The following is a 20,605-nucleotide window of genomic DNA, read 5'->3' on the forward strand; positions in this document are numbered from 1 at the left end:
CAACCCTAACGGTCGTCCTCGGCGGGCTTCGCGTCGCCGGAGTCCTCGGTGGACTCGGTCACAGCGTCCGGCTCTTCGACGGGGGCTTCGGGCTCGTCTTCAGCCTTGTCCTCGGTCGCGGCGGCCTCGGTTTCCGGCTCGTCCTCCGGCAGGTCGAGGCCCAGTTCGGCGTCGGCCTCGGCGTCGAAGTCCTCGTCGTCCGGGGAGTCCTCGGCGTCTTCGGATTCCTCGTCCGCGACGTCCTCATCGGACTCGGACTCTTCCGGCTCGCCGTCCTCAGCCTCAGCCTCATCCGACTCGGACTCGGCTTCGGCTTCCGGCTCCTCGTCCTCCACCTCAAGCGAGCCCACCGGCTGCATCGGAGAGTGCGCCCCCGCGAAGAACGCCACGAACCCCGCCGGAATCACGATCCAGCAGAACGCCACGATCGACGCCACCCCGACCGGCACGCTGACCGGGTCGAACGGACCGTCGCCGAGCCGTCCGCCGGCGAGCGTGCCCAGCAGCACGCAGCCGAACCCGACGACCGCGCCCGCGACGACCACGACCCGCAGCCGCGCCGCCGGGTCCTCGTCCACCGCGCGGACCGACCAGCCGACCAGCACCCCGACCGCCAGCGGCAGCACCAGCAGCACCGGCCACCACGACGCGGCGTGCTCGGGAATGCCGCCGAGCAGCGGTACCCCGGGGACGGAACCGCCGCGGTAGCCGATGAGGTGCACGTCGAGGGTCCCGATGCTGAATCCCGGCCCGCTCACGAACGACATCGCCGCGACCACGGCGTTCGGCAGGTACAACACGGAAAGCAGGAACAGTCCGAAGCTGCCGCCGAACGACGGCTCGAACAGGCTGGACACCGTGCGCGCGGACAGCGCCGTGGCGGCGGTCAGCGTCAGAGCGCCCGCCGCCAGCAGCGCGAACAGCCCGAGCAGACCTGCCCGCAAACCGCGAAGGGCCAGCGGGTCGAGCCGATCGGCGAGCACCTGCGGCATCCCGAACCGCCGAAGCACCCCGCCGGTAGCCGCGAGTCCGGAGATCACGGCGGGCACCACCGCGGCGAGCCAGAAGTTCGCCCGTACCGGTTCGCCGATCGACAGCAGCGAGATCAGCACGCCGAACACCAGATGCGCGCCGGAAATCGTGGCGATCAACGGGACTGTGTGCCGCAGCCGGGCGCAGCGCAGCCGGCGCACCGCATTGGCCGCCGCCCGCGCGACCAGCAGCACCACGCCAACCGTCGGCAGCAGCGGCAGCATCCCGAGCGGATGACCGCCAATCCCGAGTTCGACCTGATAGGCGGCCAGCCAGCCGGGTCCCGCCGACAGCAGCACACCGCCGAAGGAGAAGACCGCGTGCTGGGCAGTCAGAGTGACGAGCGCGAGCAGGGTGGCGACCGCCGCGTAGCCGGTGACGAGCGGGCCGAGCGCCGCGACGAGCAACACCCGCGACCGGGGTGCCTGCGGGACATCCTGGTCAAGGGAGTCGCCCACCGGCTCGTCGCCCGCGGGGCGTCCGGGACTGGTGAGCACCTGCATGTTCCCGACCATGACATCCGCGCTCGGCCGTCCGGGTGAGGCACGCCGCCCGGCGGACGTGGCGAATCCAACGCCCACCCGGTCGTGGCACGAGGGCAATAAAAACACCCGCTGTGACACGGAGAGTCACAGCGGGTGGGTGGCGCGAAGGGGTATCAGCCTTGCTGTCCGAAACCTCCGGGCGGCGTGCCCGGTTTGTTCTGGTCGGCAGGCGGCTGGAAGAACTGGCCCTGCTGCGGCGCGTACGTCGTGGCCTGTCCGCCCGGAGGCGGCGTGGCGGGCGGCTGCTGCGGGGAAGGCGGCTGCTGTCCCGGAGCCTGCTGGGGCGACTGCTGGCCGGGAGCCGGCTGGTACTGAGTCGGCTGGTACTGGCCCGGCTGGCCGTAGGGCTGCTGGTACGCCGGAGCGGACGGCTGCGGAGCCGGCGGCTTGAGCACGCCGTACTCGAACAGCAGCACGGCGACCGCCGCGGCCATCTGCAGGAGACCGAGGATCAGCACCACGATCACGATGGCAGACGAACGCCCGGAGATGACGGAGTCGAGCGCGCCCAGCCCGCCGAGCACGCTGAACAGCGCGGCGAACGGCAGCGTCTTCGGGCCCTTGGGCAGCAGGTTCATCGCCGACAGCAGACCGCCGACGAGCAGGAACAGAATGGCCTGCCCGGCCGTGCCCGCCTCGGCGGCGAAGCCGAGGAAGTACTGCACCAGCCCGAGCCCGGCCACGCCGAGGGACAGCAGCAGCGGAAGGTTCGGCGGCGTTCCGGCGCCCGAGGCAGGCGGGCCCTGCTGCGGCTGGGGCTGCTGCGGGAACCCGCCCGACGGGGGCGGTCCCTGGGACGGCTGGCCCTGCTGGGGGTAGCCGGGCCCGCCACTGGGGAAGGTCATCGGAAGGTCTCCTGTCTCATCGACCGGCGGTTCGAGATCCTGCGGCGCCCGGGCGCGCCGGCGGCGTCCCCCGCTCACGAGTGACTGCACGCTAGCGCATCCGCCCTTGGCGTCCGCGAGGTTGGACGCACCGAGCGCCGGATCGGTTGCGGGCGGAAACGACGAAGGCCGGGCACCGTGTCGGTGCCCGGCCTCCGCCGTTGGAGTCGCTGCTGGTCAGCCGAGGCTGTTGTACAGCTCGCGAGCGAGAACCGCGGTCTCGCTCGGGGTCTTGCCGACCTTGACGCCGGCGGCCTCGAGGGCCTCCTTCTTCGCCGCGGCGGTGCCCGACGAACCGGAGACGATCGCGCCCGCGTGGCCCATCGTCTTGCCCTCAGGGGCGGTGAAGCCCGCGACGTAGCCGACGACCGGCTTGGTCACGTTCTCCTTGATGTAAGCCGCGGCGCGCTCCTCGGCGTCGCCGCCGATCTCGCCGATCATCACGATGACCTTGGTGTCGGCGTCCTTCTCGAACGCCTCGAGGGCGTCGATGTGGGTGGTGCCGATGACCGGGTCGCCGCCGATGCCGACAGCGGTCGAGAAACCGATGTCGCGCAGCTCGTACATCATCTGGTAGGTCAGCGTGCCCGACTTCGACACGAGACCGATGCCGCCGGCGGCGGAGATGTCGGACGGGATGATGCCCGCGTTCGACTTGCCGGGGCTGATCACGCCGGGGCAGTTCGGCCCGATGATCCGGGTCTTGTTGCCGGTCGCGACCGCGTGCGCCCAGAAGTAGGCCGAGTCGTGCACCGGGATGCCCTCGGTGATGACGACGGCCAGCGGGATCTCGGCGTCAATCGCCTCGATGACCGCGTCCTTGGCGAACTTCGGCGGCACGAAGATGACCGACACGTCGGCGCCGGTCTCCTTGATGGCCTCCTCGACCGTGCCGAACACGGTGAGGTCCTTGCCCTCGATGGTGACCGTCTGGCCGGCCTTGCGGGCGTTGACGCCGCCCACGATGTTGGTGCCGGACTTCAGCATCTTGGTCGCGTGCTTCATGCCCTCGGAGCCGGTGAGCCCCTGGACGATGACCTTGCTGTTCTCGTTGATCAGGATCGACATCTCACGCACCTGCCGCGGCGAGCTCGGCAGCCTTGTCGGCCGCGTTGTCCATTGTGTCCACCACGGTGACCAGCGGGTGGTTCGCGTCGGCCAGGATCTGGCGACCCTCGACGACGTTGTTGCCGTCCAGGCGGACGACCAGCGGCTTGGTGGCCTCGTCGCCCAGGATCTTCAGCGCCTCGACGATGCCGTTCGCGACCGCGTCGCACGCGGTGATGCCGCCGAAGACGTTCACGAACACGCTCTTGACGTCGGTGTCGTTGAGGATGACGTCCAGCCCGGCCGCCATGACCTCGGCCGACGCGCCGCCGCCGATGTCGAGGAAGTTGGCGGGCTTGACGCCGCCGTGCTTCTCGCCCGCGTACGCCACGACGTCCAAAGTGGACATCACGAGGCCCGCGCCGTTGCCGATGATCCCGACTTCGCCCTCGAGCTTGACGTAGTTGAGGTTCTTGGCCTTGGCCTTCGCCTCGAGCGGGTTCTCGGCCTGCTTGTCGACGAGCTCCTCGTGCGCCGGGTGGCGGAAGGCGGCGTTCTCGTCGAGGGTGACCTTGCCGTCGAGGGCGATGATCTTGTCCTGCGGGTCGCGGACCAGCGGGTTGACCTCGACCAGGGTGGCGTCCTCGGAGACGAAGGTCTCCCACAGCTTCACCACGACGTCGGCGGCCTCGTCGATGATGTCGGCCGGGAAGTTGCCGGCCTTCAGGATCTCGAGCGCCGTCGCCTTGTCGACGCCCTTGATCGCGTCGACCGGGATCTTGGCGAGCGCGTCCGGGCGCTCGACCGCGAGCTGCTCGATCTCCATGCCGCCCTCGGACGACGCCATCGCGAGGAAAGTGCGGTTGGCGCGGTCGAGAAGGAAGGAGAAGTAGTACTCGGACGCGATGTCCGATGCTTCCGCCACCAGCACGCGGTGCGTGATGTGGCCCTTGATGTCGAGGCCGAGGATGGCTTCCGCCTTCTCCTTCGCCTCGTCGGGCGTCTGGGCCAGCTTGACGCCGCCCGCCTTGCCCCGGCCGCCGACCTTCACCTGCGCCTTGACGACGACCTGGGTGCCGATCTGCTCCGCGGCGGCCTTGGCTTCTTCCGGGGTGCTTGCCACGGCGCCCGGCAGAACCGGTACTCCGTGGGCGGCGAAGAGATCCCTCGCCTGGTACTCGTAGAGGTCCACTACTCCAGTCTCCTGACGACACGCCACTGTGGTGGTCCGTTTTCCGGACCGCGCTGTCGGACCAGTCGAGGTTAGCGACCAGCGCAGACACAGGGGACGCCGCACCTGGTGAAGTCGGTCACCGTGCGCGGTCAGAGGGTGTGCCGAGGGTGTGAGACCGCCCACCGACAAGCATTTCGGCGGCCTTTTCGGGGCTTTCCTCGCCCAGCTCGACGACGTTCGCGCCGAGGAGCGCTTCGGCGAGGCCCTCGGGTATTGGACCACCGAGGAGGCCCAGAATGTCTGGATCCTCCTGTTCGGTTGTCCGCACGATCTTTTCCGTCGTGTCGAGGTGTCCAACGTGGACGACTTCGAGACCGGCGTCGCGCAGCATTCGTGCCAAGGGAATCGCCGCGGTTTCTTCAGCCAACTCCACGAGGACGACGCGCCGCGGACTCACTTCTTCGCACCGGCAGCCGCGGTGACGGCGGCGACCACTGCCACTGCTGTCGCGGCGAGCCCAAGCCAGAAACCCGCGCCCGGCTTCGCGGTGGAGAACAGAGAACTGACCAGCGGAATCTCGGCGACATGCAAGGCAAGGAGCACCGCCGCTCCGGTCAGTCCCGCCGCCGCGGCGCCGGGCCGCGAACGCACGCTCAACCCGAGTGTCCCGAGAACGACGAGCACCCCGGCGAGCAATCCCCACGACGGAGTGTCGAAATCGGACCAGAGACCGGGTGCCGCGTAATCCCGCGCGGTGAACACCGGCGTGCCGAACGTCGCGATCGCCAGCACAGCGGTGATTCCGGCCGGAATCAGAACTCGGGATCGCGGCCCTTCGGTACCGGTGTCGTCGCGTTCCACGACGCCGGTCACCACCGCGGCCAATCCGGTAAGCCCGGCGAGACCGAGTGCGATCGCGGTGAAAACGGCTCCCGCGCCAAGGTGGTAACTGATCGCGCCGCCGAGCCCGCCGAGTCCCGTCGCCTCGGAAGCGGTGATGGCGGTACTGAGCACTGCCGTTCCCGCGAGAACGACGCCAGCCCACAACACCGCGAGCACCCCGCGTGCGAACGGCGCGGTACGGCTCGCGAGAAGGAAAGGTGTTGGCAGCACGACAAGAATGGCCGCGATCAGCAGTTGCAGGCGGGCCGGGCTGTCCGTGCTGTTGCCGAGTTGCGGCGCTGATGCGCCGATCGCCGCCGCGATTCCGGTCAGCAAGGCGAGCAACGCGGTGAGCGCGCGCCAGATCGTGAGCCCCGGAACGCGGGCCTCGCCGGCCAGATCGGTGCGTTCGGTTTGCGTCTGCTGCGGTGTCGCAAGTGGAGTGAGGACGAGGACCAGCACCATCGGCACGACGGCGAGATACGCGCCCGTCGAGACTTCGAGCCCCGATACGGCCAGCCCGGCGACGAACGTCGGCACCGCGACGGCCAGCACCGCCGCGACGATCCCGCCGAGCGTCCCGCGAGCGACACCGTCGGACCCGGCGAAAACCCCGAGCACCGCGGCGACCGGCAGCGCACCGGCGAGGAGAAGGTAACCGGCGAGGGCCAGCCCTGGCCCCTCAAACGCTGACCGCGCAAGGAGAAACGGATCGTCGGAGAGGACCGGAGTCATCAGCAATCCGACCGCGGCGACTACGGCGAGCAGCGGAATGATCAACCGCCAGCGGCGTTTGTCGTCCCCTCCGGCGATCTCGTTGCGCTCACGAACGACCTGTGCGGCCATGATCCCGGCGACGAGCGTCAGCAGGTGCCCGGCGATCAGCAGCCAGAACCCGATGCCCACACCGCTGCGGTCGAGCAGGCGGTCTGGGAGATACAGCTCGGGACGGATGGTCTTGGAGCCGTTGACGAGGAATTGAAGATCGAGAATCAACCGCCCCGGCGCGAGAGCGGCGAGGCCGGTGACGAGACCGGCGGCCAGCCCGTGCCGCCCGCTGCGAGCCGCCGCGAACGCGATCCCGGCCGGGACTACGGCGAGGATGACGAGAAGCGGCCAGGAGAGGTAGCCCGGTCCGGCGTCGGGCGAGACCGGGACGACGGATCCGGCGGCGAGGGCCAAGGCGCCGAGACCGAGGAGCGCGGTGGCGGCGCGGAGCCTTGGGGAGGGGGCCTGGTCGGTGAGGTCCAGGAGGGGCGGGTTCTCGCCTCGGTTCGAGTCTCGGTTCGAGTCTCGGCTTGTGCCTCGGCGGCTTGGGATGGTGCGGGGCGCCGACCTCCGCTCGGTCGGGTCAGCGTCGGCGTCTTGGCGGCTGGACACTCCTGCCGGTGCGGCCTTGTCGCGCGGTCGTGAGGCTGCCGCGTCTCCTCGGCCGGACTGAGTGGCCGGGTCTTTCGTCGCGGACTCGCCGCCGCCGGACGGGGCAGCTGAACTTTCCGCGATTGCCTCAGCCCCGCGGGACGAGTCGGCTGAGCTCTCCGCCGACTGCGCCTCGCCACGGTCGGGCGAGCCTCCAACAGAAGCCGCTCCGGCCCGGCGGGATGAGTCGGCGGGACTGTCGGCTGGGTCCGATTTCGCGCGACCGGCGTCGCGTCGGGCTCGGGCGCGGGCGGCGGCCTTGCGCTCGGCGAGGCTGGGACGCCGGGATCCGGCGGGACGGCCCGGGGTGTCCGGGGCGGAGTCGCCGTCGGGAGGCTCTGGGGTCGGCGGAGTCATCGCTCGCGACGCTAGCAAGGACCAGTCCCGGCAGGCGGACGGCAGGGCCGCCCCGACCAGGCCGGAACGCACTTCCAGGTGAATTCGGCACCGGATGAACCTCCGGCCGTCCCCGCGCGTCTGACAGATGCGAAGAAAAAATCCTCCGATCCGCGTAAGAGGGGCGCGGGCCGGAGGTCTCGACGGCAGAGGACCGAAGGGCCGGAGGGAGCGTCGAGGAAAAACTTCGGGGAAGTCGCGTAAGGGAGTGCCGTTCGGGGCGTCACTCCGGCACGGGATGAAGCACGGGGACACATCGCGGGGGCGATGAACGAGGTCGGATGCCTGTTCGTGGCAGGCGCCCGACCAGGCCGCGGCGGGGAGGCCGCGGTGGGTGCCGGCAGGTCGTGGGGACGACTTGCCGGGACCGAGGTGGAGATGGCCGAGACCTGCCGGGGAGGGCAGGTGAACGGCCGCATCGCGGAGGGGAGCCGCGATCTCCGTCCCTGTCAGGCCGGGGAGGGCCTGACAGGGACGGAGACGGCCAGGGCCTGCCGGGAGCAGGCACCGGCTGAGTCGCGAAGGGATCGGCGACAGGCACTGGCAGATCGTGGGGACGATCCGCCCGGCCAGGGACGGGGTGGCCGGGGCCTGCCGGGGAGGGCAGGCAACCGGCCGAATCCAGCCAAGCCGAAGCTGCCGGGCGTTGTTTCGGAAACAAGGGGCTGACCAGGCAGGGTCCTGGCGCAATCGGGGAAGCAGACGGACCCGGTGTCGACCTGCGGTCCAGGCGGCTCGGGGCGGGAAAGATCCGTCGCCGGAGAGTGGGCGCGGAGCGTCGCGAGGCGAAACCGTCGAAGAGTGTCCGGTGGGCCTGATGCGAGTGAGCGGCATCACAAGAATCGGCGTGAAACTGCTTCAACGCACCCGGGCGGCCGGTTATTTCGTCCGCTACGCCGCCGGGAGGGCCTCAGCGGCGTTGGGCCATCCGAAGGTATGTGACTCGGGTCACACGCAGTGAAGTAGTTCTCGATTAACTTTGGGTAGTTTCCACAGCTAGAAGCTCGATGCGTGCCACTCGTTCGGCCGAAAGCCCGGTCGCGCCTTGCTCATTGAGGCGCCGCTTCGTTACTGTCCTCCGGTCCCCATTACAGTCAGGTCACGAAGCAGAACGCTGAGCGAATCACCCCCGAGGTTCGTTCACGGGATCCCCCGCCCGAGTTCTCTTCCACCCGGCTCCCCGACGATGGAAGGCCCTGTCTTGGCTTCACACCGCTCCCCCGGCGGCCAAGCCCCTTCCCCGGCGCTGAAAGACGCACTGGACGGTGCAGTCATTCGTGTCCGGGGACAGCACCGCATCTCTCCGCCCTCCTCCGCCCTCCGCGGGCGGGTCGTGGTCGCCGCCGTCGCGGCCGGCGCGTTCGCCGCAGCCGCCGCCGGGCAGACCCTCAAGTCGACCAGCGGCGGGGATTCCGACGCCGCGGTCACCCCGCTCGCCAACGCACAGAACGCGAGCGCCTCGTTCACCCTCGGCAGCGCGGGCTCCGGGGGAGCTCCCGAACTGCTGCCGAGCGGCCACGCCGTCGACGCCTCCGCCGAAGCCGCGAAGATGGCCGACAGCGCCAAGGTCACCAAGGCCCGCGTGCAGGCGGAAACCGAAGCCGCGCGCCAAGCCGCCGAAGAGGCCGCCCGTCCGAAGACCTGCATGCCCGCTCACGGCACGTTCACCTCCGGCTTCGGCGCCCGCTGGGGCACGAGCCACCTCGGCATCGACATCGCCAACTCGATCGGCACCCCGATCTACGCCGCCTCCGACGGCACCGTCATCCAGGCCGGCCCGGCCAGCGGCTTCGGCCTCTGGGTACGCGTCCAGCTCGACGACGGCACCATCCAGGTCTACGGCCACATGAACAGCTTCTCCGTCCGCGAGGGCCAGAAGGTCAAGTGCGGCGAGCAGATCGCCGAGATCGGCAACCGCGGCGAGAGCACCGGTCCGCACCTGCACTTCGAGGTGTGGCAGGACGGCAGCAAGAAGATCGACCCGCGCCCGTGGCTCGCTGCCCGCGGCGTGAACGTCAGCTGACCTGCACGTCTCGCTCGTTGGGCAATTGGCGTGGTGACAGCCAGATGATCCTGCTTGCCCGCGCTGAGCCTCGACGACATGGCGCAGCTGCTGATCGAATGGTCCGAGAACGAGAACTACTTCCCCGCACTTCGCCGGGCCGACCACCCGCGAGGCCATCGCCTGGAGCGCGGCGAGGGCCAGCTGCTGCCGCAGGACCATCGCCATCTGAGCCTGAACCGCGCGGATCATCCGCTAGCCAACCGCCGCACGATGGTCGCTGCCTGACCTCGAACCACGCATCTCGCCGGTCAGGCAGCTGATGCGCTGGACTCACGCCGCCTGGTACGGGCGTCACGGATCGTTGCCAGGAAGGCGACGGACGAAATAGGCGACTGCTACCTGCCACACGGTGCACAGGTCCGCGCGTCTTCGCCACGGCATCCATCGCGCGATTCCCTCGTCGGCGCGCGACGTTCCTCCGCAGACGACGCATCTGCCGTCTGGTCCCAATGCGTGTTGCCTCAGCAATGCGCGCCATGCCGCGGCCAGCCGTGCCACATCCCCTGGCACGTCCCGAGCTGGCCGGGTTGCCGTCCCCACAGCAACCGTCCCCGCGACTCTCCTCAAGTACTCCTGTACCCCAGCGGCAAATACCCCAAACAGCACCGCGTCCATCCCCTGCGTCCCTTCCACAGCATACCGCATTTCATCGAACTTGTGTTCGATGAAGCCAAGTATGCCGGAGGGGACCGACAAGATCGGGTGGATCGCTGGGGAGTTCACTCGGTCCGGCGAAAGATGTCCAGAACGGGGCAGGGGAAGGCATCGCGGCTCCGGCTCCGGGCACGATCGCTGCATGTTGTGAGCACGGACAGCATCAGACGCCAGAGGGTCGAGGGGCCAGCGCCCGGAGAGACATCCAGTAGCGCGCAGCGGACCGTGCGGAGGCAGAGATGGAGACGAGAGCTGTGCCGGGTATCGGCGCAGCCAGTCCCTGCCGTGACGAACCAGCTTGGGCAACCCGCGGAGCAGCGGCGGCACGGAGACGACCTCATCCGCGAGGTCGGCGAGCGCAGCGGCGGGCATTGGAAGCCCCGCCCGGCTCGATCTGCCCGACCGTGCTGGCGGGCGGGATCACGGAGAATCCGGCCCAGGAGTCGGGCTTAGCCGACAAGGAGCTATCGAGGGACACGCCTCGGCACCCCGGCACGGAGGATCAGAGCACCGGGACCGCGGCAGTAGTCAGAGTTTCACCATCGGCACGCTGCCGATCAGCATGAGCCGGACCTTGCCCGAGGCTCCGAAGTCGATCGTCGCCGTCGCGCGCGGGCCGATGCCGTCGCAGGAGATGACCGTGCCCAGGCCGTACTTGTCGTGGCTCACCCGGTCTCCGACGTCCAGCTTCAGAGCCACCGTCTCCTTCCAGCCCTTCCCGAACGGCGAACTCGAAGACGTAGACGACGTCGAGGACCGGCGGCCCCACGTCGTCGCGGCTCGAGGGCCCGAGGAGGAACCGGAAGAGGAGCCGAAGTTTCCGAAGCCGGGCGAGGACGGTTCCAGGCGCCGCCAGTCGACGAGGTCCGGCGGCAGTTCGTCCAGGAAGCGGGAAGCCGGGTTCATCTGCGGCTGCCCCCAGGCCGACCGAGTCAGCGCACGTGACACGTAAAGTCGTTGCCGCGCACGGGTAATCGCCACGTAGGCCAGGCGGCGTTCTTCGGCCAGCTCCGCGGGATCGCCCAGGGCGCGCATGTGCGGGAAGACGCCGTCTTCCCAGCCGGTGCAGAAGACGACCGGGTACTCCAGCCCCTTGGCGGTGTGCACGGTCATCAAAGTGACCACGCCCGCACCGCCGTCGCCTTCCTCGCCGCCGTCTGCGGCGGGGATCGAGTCGGCGTCCGCGACCAACGAAACTCGCTCCAGGAAAGCAGGAAGCGAGCCAGGGGCGGGGACGCCGTCGTCCAGGACCAGTTCCGCGTTTTCGTCGTTGGTGACCTCGGCGGTGAACTCGGCGAATTCGCGCGCCACGGTCACCAATTCGGTGAGGTTCTCAACGCGCGAAGCGTCCTGCGGGTCGTCCGATTCCTCGAGCTCCGCGCGGTAGCCGGTGCGCTCCAGGACCGCTTCGAGCAGGTCGTGCACCTCGGTGCCGGACGACGCCATCTCCTGCAGTTCGTCCAGCAGCGTCACGAATCCGGTGATCGCCTTGGCCGAGCGCGGGTTCAGCAGCGCCACCTTGTCCTCGACCGCATCGCGCAACGCGGCCCAGAACGAGATCCGCTCCCGTTCCGCGTGCGTCGCGACGACCGCTTCGGCACGGTCGCCGATGCCGCGCTTGGGGACGTTGAGAATCCGCCGCAGGCTGACCGTGTCGTCCGGGTTCGCGAGGACGCGCAGGTACGCGATCATGTCCCGCACTTCGCGCCGCTCGTAGAACCGCACGCCGCCGACGACCTTGTACGGCAGGCCCAGCCGGATGAAGATTTCCTCGAACACTCGCGACTGGTTGTTGGTGCGGTAGAACACCGCGACATCCGAGTAGTCCGCCTCGCCCTTCTCCGCCAGCGAGTCGATCTCCCCGGCGACGAACGCGGCCTCGTCGTGGTCGTTGTCCGACACGTAGCCGACGATCTTCTCGCCGTCGCCCGAATCGGTCCACAGCCGCTTGGCGCGCCGGTTGGGGTTGCGTGCGATCACGGCGTTGGCCGCGGACAGGATCGTTTGCGTGGAACGGTAGTTCTGCTCCAGCAGAATCGTGTGCGCGTTCGGGAAGTCGCGTTCGAATTCCTCGATGTTGCGGATGGTCGCGCCGCGGAAGGCGTAGATGGACTGGTCCGCGTCGCCGACCACGCACAGTTCGGCGGGCTCGATCCCCGTATCCGTGGCCTCGGTGCCGGCCAGCACGCGCACCAAGGTGTACTGCGCGTGGTTGGTGTCCTGGTACTCGTCGACCAGGACGTGCCGGAAGCGCCGCCGGTAGTACTCCGCGACGTCCGGGAACGCTTGCAGCAACGACACTGTCCGCATGATCAGGTCGTCGAAGTCGAACGCGTTCGCGCTCGCCAGCCTGCGCTGGTACTCGGTGTAGACCTCGGCGACCCGGCGCTCCAGGTCGTTGGCCGCCTTCGAGGCCGCCTCGTCCGGATCGACCAGTTCGTTCTTGAGGTTCGAGATGTGCACCGCGAGCGTGCGCGCGGCATACTTCTTCGGGTCGATGTCGAGATCGCGCGCCACGAGCGTGATGAGCCGCTTCGTGTCGTCCGAGTCGTAGATGGAGAAACTCGACGACATGTCGAGGGTTTTCGCCTCGCGGCGCAGGATCCGCACGCACATCGAGTGGAACGTGGACACCCACATCGCGTTCGCGCGTTTGCCGACGAGCGCCGCGACGCGTTCGCGCATCTCGGCGGCGGCCTTGTTGGTGAACGTGATCGCCATGATCTCGCCCGGGTGCACGCCGCGCTGGCCGAGCAGGTAGGCGATCCGGCGCGTGAGCACGCGCGTCTTGCCCGATCCGGCTCCCGCGACGACCAGCAGCGGACCTCCGGCGTGCGTCACCGCCTCGCGCTGGGCGGGGTTGAGGTCCTCGAGCAGGTCTGCGGTTCCCGGCCGGGCAGCGCGGGCGGGCGGGTCTGCGGGGAGATCGAAGAGGGTGTCCATCGTCTGTCAACGCTACCCCGGGGGTACGACAGTCCCGGAACAGCCACGGGGTCGGCCTGCGCTTGTCGACGTACGCCGCAGTGTCGCCTCGCGTCCGACGCGCGAGGCCGCCGCGACGCGGAGCATCGAACAGCATGGACGACAAGATTCCCGCCCGGCTGAGGGCTTCCGACGGCGACCGCGAGCGCGTCGCCGAGACCATCCAGGCCGCCGGTTCCGAAGGACGGCTCACTCTCGAAGAGGTGGAAGAGCGGCTGCGCGCGGTCTACGCCGTCCGCTTTACCGACGAACTCGGCGAACTCACCTCCGATCTCCCCCGCCCGGAGCCAGTACGACCGCGCGGCGGCGGCTGGCCGCTCACCCGGGCCGCCTTGCGCGAACATCCGGCGCTGCGCGTACATCTCGGGATCGTCGCGGTGCTCGCGACCTTGCTGATCGTCCGATGGGCCGTCGGCGGCGCGCTCTTCTTCTGGCCGGCGATGCCGTTGTTCTGGCTGTTCATCAGCCTGGTGCTGCACGCGCGGGTGCGGGCGTTCCGGCGGCGACCGGGCGCGCCTGTGCCATACTGAACCCGTGCGGCACAACAGCGAGCGATTTTTTTACGGGACCCGGACTCCGGCTCCCGTGATCGCGTAGTGCCCCACCCGCCATCACCCGCAGCCCCGGAGTCCACTGGACCCGGGGCTTTCGCCGTCCCAGGGCCATGGGGAGTCCGGACTTCAGAGAGGTCCCGATGAACGCGCAGACGCAGAACGCCGACGGACAGCCCGCCGAGCACACCCCGGCGGGCGACGACATCTCGTCGCTTCGCGAGGAGATCGACTTCCTCGACTCCGAAATCCTCCGGCTCGTGAAGCGCCGGGTAGAGGTGTCGAAGACCATCGGCGCGGCCCGGATGGCCGCGGGCGGCACGAAAATCGTCTACAACCGCGAGATGGACGTGCTCGCGCGCTACCGCGAACTGGGCCCGGAGGGCCGTCAGCTCGCGATGCTGCTGCTGAACCTCGGCCGCGGCAGGCTGGGCCGCTGACGCGGTATCCGGGGCATCCCCGATTCGCGCCGCACGGAAACCGGGCAGACTGGACACATGATTAACATCATCGCCGTCATCATCGCGATCGCGAGCGTGCTGGCGTCCCTCGGCCACGTCGGCTACCTGGCCATGCTGAACAACGCGGCGGGCAAGCGGGCGGGCGGGGCCCCGGTGGCGCAGTACGTGCGCAGCCGCTGGGCGCTGGCCGGCGGTGCCACCGCGGCCTCGCTGTTCGCCTGGCTGCTCACTTCCGGCAACGTCGTGCTCGACATCCTCGCCATCGTCATCGCGGTCGGTAGCGGCGCGACGTCGGTCAAGGCCCTCCAGTCGACGCAGGCGAAGTACCGCAGTGGCGGCTAAGTAGTCCCCGAACTGGGGAAATACCGGGCGGCATGCTGCGCTGCGTGACGTGCCGCCCGTTCGGGCGCGCCCGGTCGAGTGAAACCGGTGCAAGTTGCAGGATGGGTGAAGACATTCGCCTGCCGGTTTCCTACTGTGAAGTCCGTGAGGACCCTGGCGTCTGCGCCGGGCTATGCCCGGAGGACGCGCGGGAGCTGCGGCTCCGCGCGCCGTTCTCCGCGTGCGCGTGCATTTGCTCGGGAGTTCGCAAGTGTGGACGCAAGCGTCGTTCTCTTCCTCCCTGCTCCGTTCGGGTTGACGACGGCCCCGGCGCCGTCACGCCCCTCTCGCGGAGGGGTCGGACCGGCATGACGGGAAACACGATGGGCGGTCCGCGGCACGCTGACCGCCCCGGCGCGGTGTCGGACGCCGAGGTCACCGTTCCCGGACGGCACCGCGTCCGCGCCGACGGCACCTGGACTCCCGTGGTGCCCGCCCGCGCCGCCGGTCATCACCGGCACCGCACCGGCGGCGGCCCGGCCGCTCCGGCGCAGCGCGGGAGCGAGAACCCGCAGCAGCGCGGCGCACCGGCTCCGCGCTCGAACCGGGCACCCGACGACGGAAACCGCCCGGCCCCGAACCAGCCGGTTTTCCCCACCTCGAGCGGCACGTTGCCGGTCGGCGAACCCCCGCTCCCTCAGCCGCAGCGCCGCCGCGCTCCGGTCGAGCCGCAGGGCCGCCAGGCCTCCGTCCCCGATCGGCTGGCCGAGCCCCGGCAGACCGTCGTTCCCCCTGGCCCATCAGCCGAACCGCAGCGCCGCCAAGCCGCCCCGCCTGCCCGGCGGCCGGAATCCCAGAGCCGCCGGGCCGAATCCCGCGCAGCTTTCGCGCCCCCGCAGGACCGGATCCCCGAGGAGCACCGCGCCTTCGCGCCGCCGCCGGAGAGCGCGCTCCCCCAGCCGACCCGGCGCACCCGGCAGGAACGCGTCGCCACCACCTCCGCCGTGCTCGCCAACCGGCCGGACAGCCCTCGCGAACGCGTCGAGCTGAACTCGGTCGCGGAAGAGCCTCCCCGGCGCCAGCGCGTCACCCTCGGCGAGCCCGCCGTCTCGACGCCGGAGAAAGAAGAGCAGCAGGACGGCGAGGTGCGCGTGTACGCCGCGCCGCTGCTGGACGGCCTCGGCACGTTCGATCTCGGCTCGGTGCCCGCGTCGGTCACCCCGCCGAAGACCTGGCGCAAGGCCGCGTGGTTCGCCACCGGCGCGTCCGGCGCGGTGGTCGTCGGGCTGCTGTTCGCCGGGACGTTCCTGGTCGGCGGGCCCACCACCACGACGACCGACGCGGTCGGTGGCGGCGGCTGGCCCGGCAGGCAGAACGGCGGCAACCCGAACCTCAGCGCGCTCATCCCGAACGGACAGCACGGCGGGGTCGGCGGCAACGTCCCGCGCAGCGGCGCCAGCACCAGCCCGGACGGCGTCACCTCGGACAACGGCACGCACCCGCAGCAGGGCTCCGGCCCGAGCAGTTCCGCGAGCAGCAGCTCCACCGGCGTGACCACGCCGTCCGGTCCCGGGACCGGCACCGGCGGCAAGACGTCCGCGCCGACCACCACGGACTCGCCCTCGTCGAGCGAGCCGCCGGAGAAGCCGCCGGTCACTCCCGCTCAGCGGGAAACGAAGGACCCGTACTTCACGGCCGCCGACCCGAACACGATGGGCAACAACTCCGAGAAGTTCTTCAACAACGTCACCACCGACCCGTCGGAGGCCTCGTCGGTCACGTCCGGCGACCTCAAGCAGCAGGGTGCGCAGGGCCTGCGCAAGCGCTACGCCGACGTCGCGTACTTCGAGGTCAAGAAGGTCACCATCGACCCGCAGCACGGCACCACGGTGAACACCGTCGAGGTCACGCACCAGGACGGCAGCAAGAGCACCGAGCAGCGCACGCTCACGTTCGACGACAACGGCAAGATCACCGACGACGGCCGCTGACCAGCACTCTGTCTGCAAATGCCGATGCACGTGCGGAGCGGTGAGCGGTTGTTCCCTCGTCCGGTTGGGTGACATAAGCTGCCGTTCGTCGTACGACGGCGGCATTCCGGCGACGGAGTCTGGCGGCCGCCTGTCGGCACAGGGTTACCTGGCGACTACAAGGCCCGGCGCCGACCACGAATCGGCAGTCCGGACCGCCCCGGGGACACCGCCACCGTGTCGTGTCCTGCCCCGAACCCCCAGAGCGAGGACTTTCGTGCTTGAACGGCAGCGAACCCGGCGAGAACCCGACGCCGTGCGCGTCGAGGACGTGATCCCGCCGGAGCTGCTCGAGGACGTGGCCGAAGCCGACCGCGAGTATCTCGAGCAGGTGTTCCGCGAACCGCAGAAGTACCTGCCGCCGCGCACCCGCCGTCCGGTCGTCCGGGCCGCGGACCCCGTCGAAGAGCCCGAGAGCAAGCTCGCCCGCCGCGCGAAGCTGGCCGGGCTCGTCGGAGCCGGCGCGCTCGTCGCCGGCGCCGTCGTCACCGCCTCGCTGCTCAGCGGCGGACCGCGGCCCACCGTTCCGGTCGCCGAGGAAACCGCGATGCCCGCCGGGTTCAGCGGCGCGGCAGCGCTCGGCGGCCAGGCCGTCCCGCAGCAGCGCAAGAGCCACTCGTCCGGCGGCACGACGTCGGGGCAGAGCGAAAGCACGACCCAGTCCAAGCACACCGATTCCGCGGCCACCACGCCGTCGAATTCGGGTGCCACGACTCCGCAGACCACTTCCGGCACCTCGTCGTCTTCCGCGCCGAGCGCCCCGTTCTCGGCGGAGTCGCACAAGAAGTCCGCCACCTCGTCGGCGGCCGCGCCGGACCCGGTGAAACTCGAAGCGGTGCGCAAGTTCTACGCCTCGATCGACCACCAGCCGGAGAACGCGCTTTCGCTGCTCGCCCCGAACGTCGCGCGCGGCGAAACGGGCGATCTGGTCCGCGCGTGGAGCGGGGCCGACTCGATCGACGTCCAGGAACTGCACGTCCAGGACGACGGTTCGGTGTTCGCCGTGGCGCTGGTCCACCAGGCCGACGGCACCCTGGTGCGCGTGACCCAATTGTTCGACGTCGTCGAGCAGGATGTGATCTCCCAGGCCCGCGTCCTGTCCGCGGTCTACTCCTGACCTGCGCGAACGTGGTTGTGCCGGGTCGTCGGAAGTGTGCCGCGTGCGTGTGCGCAGAGTGAGCGCCTAGCCTTGTCACGGGTCGGTCTCGGCAAAACCGGCGCACGGTCCACAGCAGGTGCCTACGCTCCGGTGCTGCGGCGGGTTCGAACTCACCCCTTTGGGGTAGACAAGTCCCGCCCCGGCAAGTCGGAGCCCCAAAGGGAGGTCGCGTGAGCGACGAGGGTCGTCTGGTCGCCGACCGGTACCGGATCGTCGGAAAGATCGGTTCCGGCGCGATGGGGGCCGTCTGGCGCGCCCACGACGAGGTGCTGGGCCGTACGGTCGCCATCAAGCAGCTTCTTCTCCAGCCAGGGCTGGAGAACCACGAGGCGGAGGACGCCCGGCAGCGCACCATGCGCGAGGGCCGGATCGCCGCGCGGCTGCACCACCCGAACGCGATCACCGTGTTCGACGTCGTCACCGACGACAACGGCCAGCCCTGCCTGATCATGGAATACCTGGCTTCCACCAGCCTGGCGCAGGTGCTGCAGGAAAAGGGCACCTTGCCGCCGCTGGAGGTCGCCCGGATCGGCGCGCAGATCTCCGCCGCCCTGCGCGAGGCGCACGCGGTCGGCATCGTGCACCGCGACATCAAGCCGGGCAACATCCTGCTCGCCGGCAACGGCACCGTGAAGATCACCGACTTCGGCATCTCGCGGGCCAAGGACGACGTCACGGTCACCAAGACCGGGATGATCGCCGGCACCCCCGCCTACCTGGCCCCCGAGGTCGCGATCGGCGGCGACCCCGGCCCCGAGTCGGACGTCTTCTCGCTCGGCTCCACGCTGTACGCCGCCTGCGAGGGACAGCCGCCGTTCGGCCTCTCCGAGAACACGCTGAGCCTGCTGCACGCGGTCGCCGCCGGGCAGATCAACCCGCCGCGGCAGTCCGGTCCGCTGACGAGCGTGCTCGCGGTGCTGCTGCACCCGGAGACCCAGCACCGGCCGACCGCCGACGAATGCGAAGAGCTGCTGTCCGCGGTCGCGCGCGGCGAGACCCCGCTCGGCGGCGCGGACGGCGACACGATGATGGCCTCGTCTTCGGGCACCCTCGGCGCGGCTGCCCTCGGCGCGGCGGGCGGCGCGGCAGCGGCCGGTCTGCTGCACCACGACGACGAGCAGGCCAGCCACTCCGGCACGCTGCTCGACGACCCGGGCGTCACGCAGCAGTACGACCCGAGCGCGCAGCAGTACTACGGCGAGGACCCGTACCCGCCGGGCTCCGGTTACCCGGAGGACGACTACGACGACCACGGCTACCACCAGGACGGCTACCAGGAACCGCCGCTCTACGGCGACCCGAGCCGCAACGGACTCGCCGCTACGCGCGCGGTCCCGGTGCCAGAGCACTACGAGGACGACCCGTACGACGAGGACCCCGCGCCTCGCACCCGGGTGCAGACGGCGCCCGAGGACGACGAGGACGAGAAGCCCGGCGCGTGGAAGAAGCCCGCGCTGATCGGCGGAGTCGTAGTGGTCGGCCTGGTCGCGCTCGGCGTGTGGCTGCTGACCCCGGGCAACCCGCCGGACGCCTCGCAGCCGGCTCCGCCCGCTTCGTCGTCCGCGGTCGCGCCGACGTCCGTCACACAGCCGCCTTCCGACGCAACCACTACGTCCCCGCCTACGTCTTCCCGGGAAAGCTCAACACGAGAGACCCAGTCGACGCGGCACTCGCGGAAATCCACTACGGCGGAGGACACTCCGACACAGGAACAGTCCCAGCCGCAGGAAACCAAGCCGACGAAGCCGACGCGCACCAAGGAACCGACGACGCAGCCGAGTGAAACCAGCGGGCCGCCGCCGTCTACCGGATGATTCAGGGACAGCATTGAGTTCAGAAGGCAGCATCGTCGGCGAGCGGTACCGGCTCGACCAGCCGATCGGGCGCGGCCGCGCGGGCATCGTGTGGCTCGCGTTCGACACGCGGCTGTTCCGGACTGTCGCCGTCAAACGCATGTACCTGCCCGTCGGCCTGCCGACCGACCGTGCCGAACAGGCCCGCGCGATGGCGATGGAAGAGGGCAAGGCCGCGGCAAGGATCGACCATCCGTGCGCGATCACGGTGTACGACGTGCTGCCCGACGGCCAGGACGTGTGGCTGGTGATGGAGTACATCCCGTCGCGCGGGATGTCGGTGTTCCTCGCCGAGCACGGCCGCCTCACGCCGGAGCAGGCCGCGTTCCTGGGCATTCAGCTCGGCGACGCGATGGCGTCGATTCACTCGGCGGGCATCGTCCACCGCACGCTCGAACCGAACACCGTGCTGCTCGCGGACGACGGCAGCGTCAAGCTGACCGACATCGGCATCACCGGCGGCGGTCCGCACGCCGCTTACCGGGCGCCTGAGGTCACCCGAGGCGCTCCCCCGTCGGCAGCTGCAGACGTGTTCTCGCTGGGCGCGACGCTGTACACCGCGGTCGAGGGCGTGCCGCCGTTCGGTGACGACGGCCAGTCCCCGGAACGGCCGCCTGAGAACGCGGGCCCGCTCGCTGGGGCCTTGCAGAAGATGCTGCGCGCTGACCCGTCGGCCCGGCCGACCATGGACGACACCGTCCACGCGCTGAAGGCGATCACCGTCGGACGCGAGCAGACCGCGTTCATTCCGCCGACCGCGCCCGCGCTGCCGACCGTTCCGGCGTCGCGGCCGGTGCCGACGCAGCAGCCCAATCTTCCTGAGGTCACGCAGCAGATCCAGCCGGACGCCACCCAGCACATCATGCCGCCGCGGCAACCGCCGATGCCCGCGCAGCAACCGGCTCCGCTCATGCAGCTTCCGGTCCAGCAGGTGCCGCAGGCTCCCGCTCCGCCGCAGCCGATGCAGCAGCAAGCGATGCAGCAGCCGACCGCCCGCTACACGCCCACCCCGGCGCAGCAGGCCGCGTCCGCGCAGGCTGTTCGCGAGAAGGCGGCCGCGCGTCGGCGGCTCATCCTGACCGTCGCGGCGATCCTGTGCGCGATCCTGATCGGGATCGGCGTTTCGCAGCTGCTGTTCGTCTGAGCCGGG

General features: G+C 70.1%; 16 protein-coding genes. 9 read left to right on the forward strand and 7 right to left on the reverse strand.

Annotated elements, in window-relative coordinates; genetic code table 11:
• Positions 1 to 5: 5 nt before the first annotated feature.
• From ABZX37_RS22530 to ABZX37_RS22555, 6 genes are all read right to left on the reverse strand, one after another.
• Positions 6 to 1,535, reverse strand: coding sequence for a DUF6350 family protein (locus ABZX37_RS22530; protein ID WP_354742415.1), 1,530 nt, complete (start codon positions 1,533 to 1,535; stop codon positions 6 to 8).
• Positions 1,536 to 1,690: 155 nt separating this feature from the next.
• A complete protein-coding gene (locus ABZX37_RS22535; protein ID WP_354742417.1) occupies positions 1,691 to 2,422 on the reverse strand; it encodes a DUF5336 domain-containing protein in 732 nt (243 codons plus the stop codon).
• Positions 2,423 to 2,638: 216 nt separating this feature from the next.
• Positions 2,639 to 3,529 carry a succinate--CoA ligase subunit alpha gene (sucD, locus tag ABZX37_RS22540; protein WP_354742419.1) on the reverse strand — a complete coding sequence of 297 codons (891 nt, stop codon included), beginning with the start codon at positions 3,527 to 3,529 and terminating at the stop codon, positions 2,639 to 2,641.
• A 1-nt stretch (position 3,530) separates the two neighbouring features.
• On the reverse strand, positions 3,531 to 4,700 hold the full coding sequence (gene sucC, locus ABZX37_RS22545; RefSeq protein ID WP_354742420.1) for an ADP-forming succinate--CoA ligase subunit beta: 1,170 nt from the start codon (positions 4,698 to 4,700) through the stop codon (positions 3,531 to 3,533).
• A 118-nt stretch (positions 4,701 to 4,818) separates the two neighbouring features.
• Positions 4,819 to 5,139, reverse strand: coding sequence for a hypothetical protein (locus tag ABZX37_RS22550; protein WP_354742421.1), 321 nt, complete (start codon positions 5,137 to 5,139; stop codon positions 4,819 to 4,821).
• Positions 5,136 to 6,746 carry a hypothetical protein gene (locus ABZX37_RS22555; RefSeq protein ID WP_354742422.1) on the reverse strand — a complete coding sequence of 537 codons (1,611 nt, stop codon included), beginning with the start codon at positions 6,744 to 6,746 and terminating at the stop codon, positions 5,136 to 5,138. The genes ABZX37_RS22550 and ABZX37_RS22555 overlap by 4 nt, the downstream gene beginning before the upstream one ends.
• A 1,966-nt stretch (positions 6,747 to 8,712) precedes the next feature.
• Between ABZX37_RS22555 and ABZX37_RS22560 the strand changes: the two genes are divergently transcribed.
• Together ABZX37_RS22560 and ABZX37_RS22565 are read left to right on the forward strand one after the other, a co-directional pair.
• The gene (locus ABZX37_RS22560; protein ID WP_354742424.1) at positions 8,713 to 9,402 is read left to right on the forward strand and encodes a M23 family metallopeptidase; all 690 of its coding nucleotides are present in this window, start codon (positions 8,713 to 8,715) and stop codon (positions 9,400 to 9,402) included.
• A 78-nt stretch (positions 9,403 to 9,480) separates the two neighbouring features.
• Positions 9,481 to 9,669 (forward strand): hypothetical protein, encoded by a 189-nt coding sequence (locus ABZX37_RS22565; protein ID WP_354742426.1) that lies wholly within the window; start codon positions 9,481 to 9,483, stop codon positions 9,667 to 9,669.
• Between the two features lie 957 nt (positions 9,670 to 10,626).
• Here the strand turns inward: ABZX37_RS22565 and pcrA are convergent.
• The gene (gene pcrA / locus ABZX37_RS22570; RefSeq protein WP_354742428.1) at positions 10,627 to 13,041 is read right to left on the reverse strand and encodes a DNA helicase PcrA; all 2,415 of its coding nucleotides are present in this window, start codon (positions 13,039 to 13,041) and stop codon (positions 10,627 to 10,629) included.
• Between the two features lie 134 nt (positions 13,042 to 13,175).
• Between pcrA and ABZX37_RS22575 the strand changes: the two genes are divergently transcribed.
• The 7 genes from ABZX37_RS22575 (at position 13,176) to ABZX37_RS22605 (ending at position 20,599) form a co-directional block, all read left to right on the forward strand.
• The gene (locus tag ABZX37_RS22575; RefSeq protein ID WP_354742430.1) at positions 13,176 to 13,610 is read left to right on the forward strand and encodes a DUF1707 domain-containing protein; all 435 of its coding nucleotides are present in this window, start codon (positions 13,176 to 13,178) and stop codon (positions 13,608 to 13,610) included.
• Between the two features lie 164 nt (positions 13,611 to 13,774).
• Entirely contained in the window at positions 13,775 to 14,071 is a 297-nt protein-coding gene (locus tag ABZX37_RS22580; protein ID WP_354742432.1) for a chorismate mutase, read from the forward strand.
• A gap of 57 nt (positions 14,072 to 14,128) precedes the next feature.
• Entirely contained in the window at positions 14,129 to 14,434 is a 306-nt protein-coding gene (locus ABZX37_RS22585; protein WP_344270474.1) for a hypothetical protein, read from the forward strand.
• Positions 14,435 to 14,781: 347 nt separating this feature from the next.
• Positions 14,782 to 16,404 carry a hypothetical protein gene (locus ABZX37_RS22590; protein WP_354742434.1) on the forward strand — a complete coding sequence of 541 codons (1,623 nt, stop codon included), beginning with the start codon at positions 14,782 to 14,784 and terminating at the stop codon, positions 16,402 to 16,404.
• A 256-nt stretch (positions 16,405 to 16,660) separates the two neighbouring features.
• On the forward strand, positions 16,661 to 17,560 hold the full coding sequence (locus tag ABZX37_RS22595; RefSeq protein WP_354742436.1) for a hypothetical protein: 900 nt from the start codon (positions 16,661 to 16,663) through the stop codon (positions 17,558 to 17,560).
• 212 nt (positions 17,561 to 17,772) lie between these two features.
• Entirely contained in the window at positions 17,773 to 19,416 is a 1,644-nt protein-coding gene (locus tag ABZX37_RS22600; protein ID WP_354742438.1) for a protein kinase, read from the forward strand.
• 13 nt (positions 19,417 to 19,429) lie between these two features.
• Entirely contained in the window at positions 19,430 to 20,599 is a 1,170-nt protein-coding gene (locus ABZX37_RS22605; RefSeq protein ID WP_354742440.1) for a serine/threonine-protein kinase, read from the forward strand.
• The last annotated feature ends 6 nt before the right edge of the window (positions 20,600 to 20,605 follow it).

Source organism: Amycolatopsis sp. NPDC004079 (genome assembly GCF_040610415.1).
Classification (GTDB): domain Bacteria; phylum Actinomycetota; class Actinomycetes; order Mycobacteriales; family Pseudonocardiaceae; genus Amycolatopsis; species Amycolatopsis halotolerans.

What these genes read in the sequence shown, in the direction of transcription:
- ABZX37_RS22575 (WP_354742430.1), top strand. Translation starts at nt 13,176, where the DNA reads ATGGACGACAAGATTCCCGCCCGGCTGAGGGCTTCCGACGGCGACCGC.
- ABZX37_RS22530 (WP_354742415.1), bottom strand. Translation starts at nt 1,535, where the DNA reads ATGCAGGTGCTCACCAGTCCCGGACGCCCCGCGGGCGACGAGCCGGTG.
- ABZX37_RS22565 (WP_354742426.1), top strand. Translation starts at nt 9,481, where the DNA reads ATGGCGCAGCTGCTGATCGAATGGTCCGAGAACGAGAACTACTTCCCC.
- ABZX37_RS22580 (WP_354742432.1), top strand. Translation starts at nt 13,775, where the DNA reads ATGAACGCGCAGACGCAGAACGCCGACGGACAGCCCGCCGAGCACACC.
- ABZX37_RS22535 (WP_354742417.1), bottom strand. Translation starts at nt 2,422, where the DNA reads ATGACCTTCCCCAGTGGCGGGCCCGGCTACCCCCAGCAGGGCCAGCCG.
- sucD (WP_354742419.1), bottom strand. Translation starts at nt 3,529, where the DNA reads ATGTCGATCCTGATCAACGAGAACAGCAAGGTCATCGTCCAGGGGCTC.
- ABZX37_RS22590 (WP_354742434.1), top strand. Translation starts at nt 14,782, where the DNA reads ATGACGGGAAACACGATGGGCGGTCCGCGGCACGCTGACCGCCCCGGC.
- ABZX37_RS22585 (WP_344270474.1), top strand. Translation starts at nt 14,129, where the DNA reads ATGATTAACATCATCGCCGTCATCATCGCGATCGCGAGCGTGCTGGCG.
- pcrA (WP_354742428.1), bottom strand. Translation starts at nt 13,041, where the DNA reads ATGGACACCCTCTTCGATCTCCCCGCAGACCCGCCCGCCCGCGCTGCC.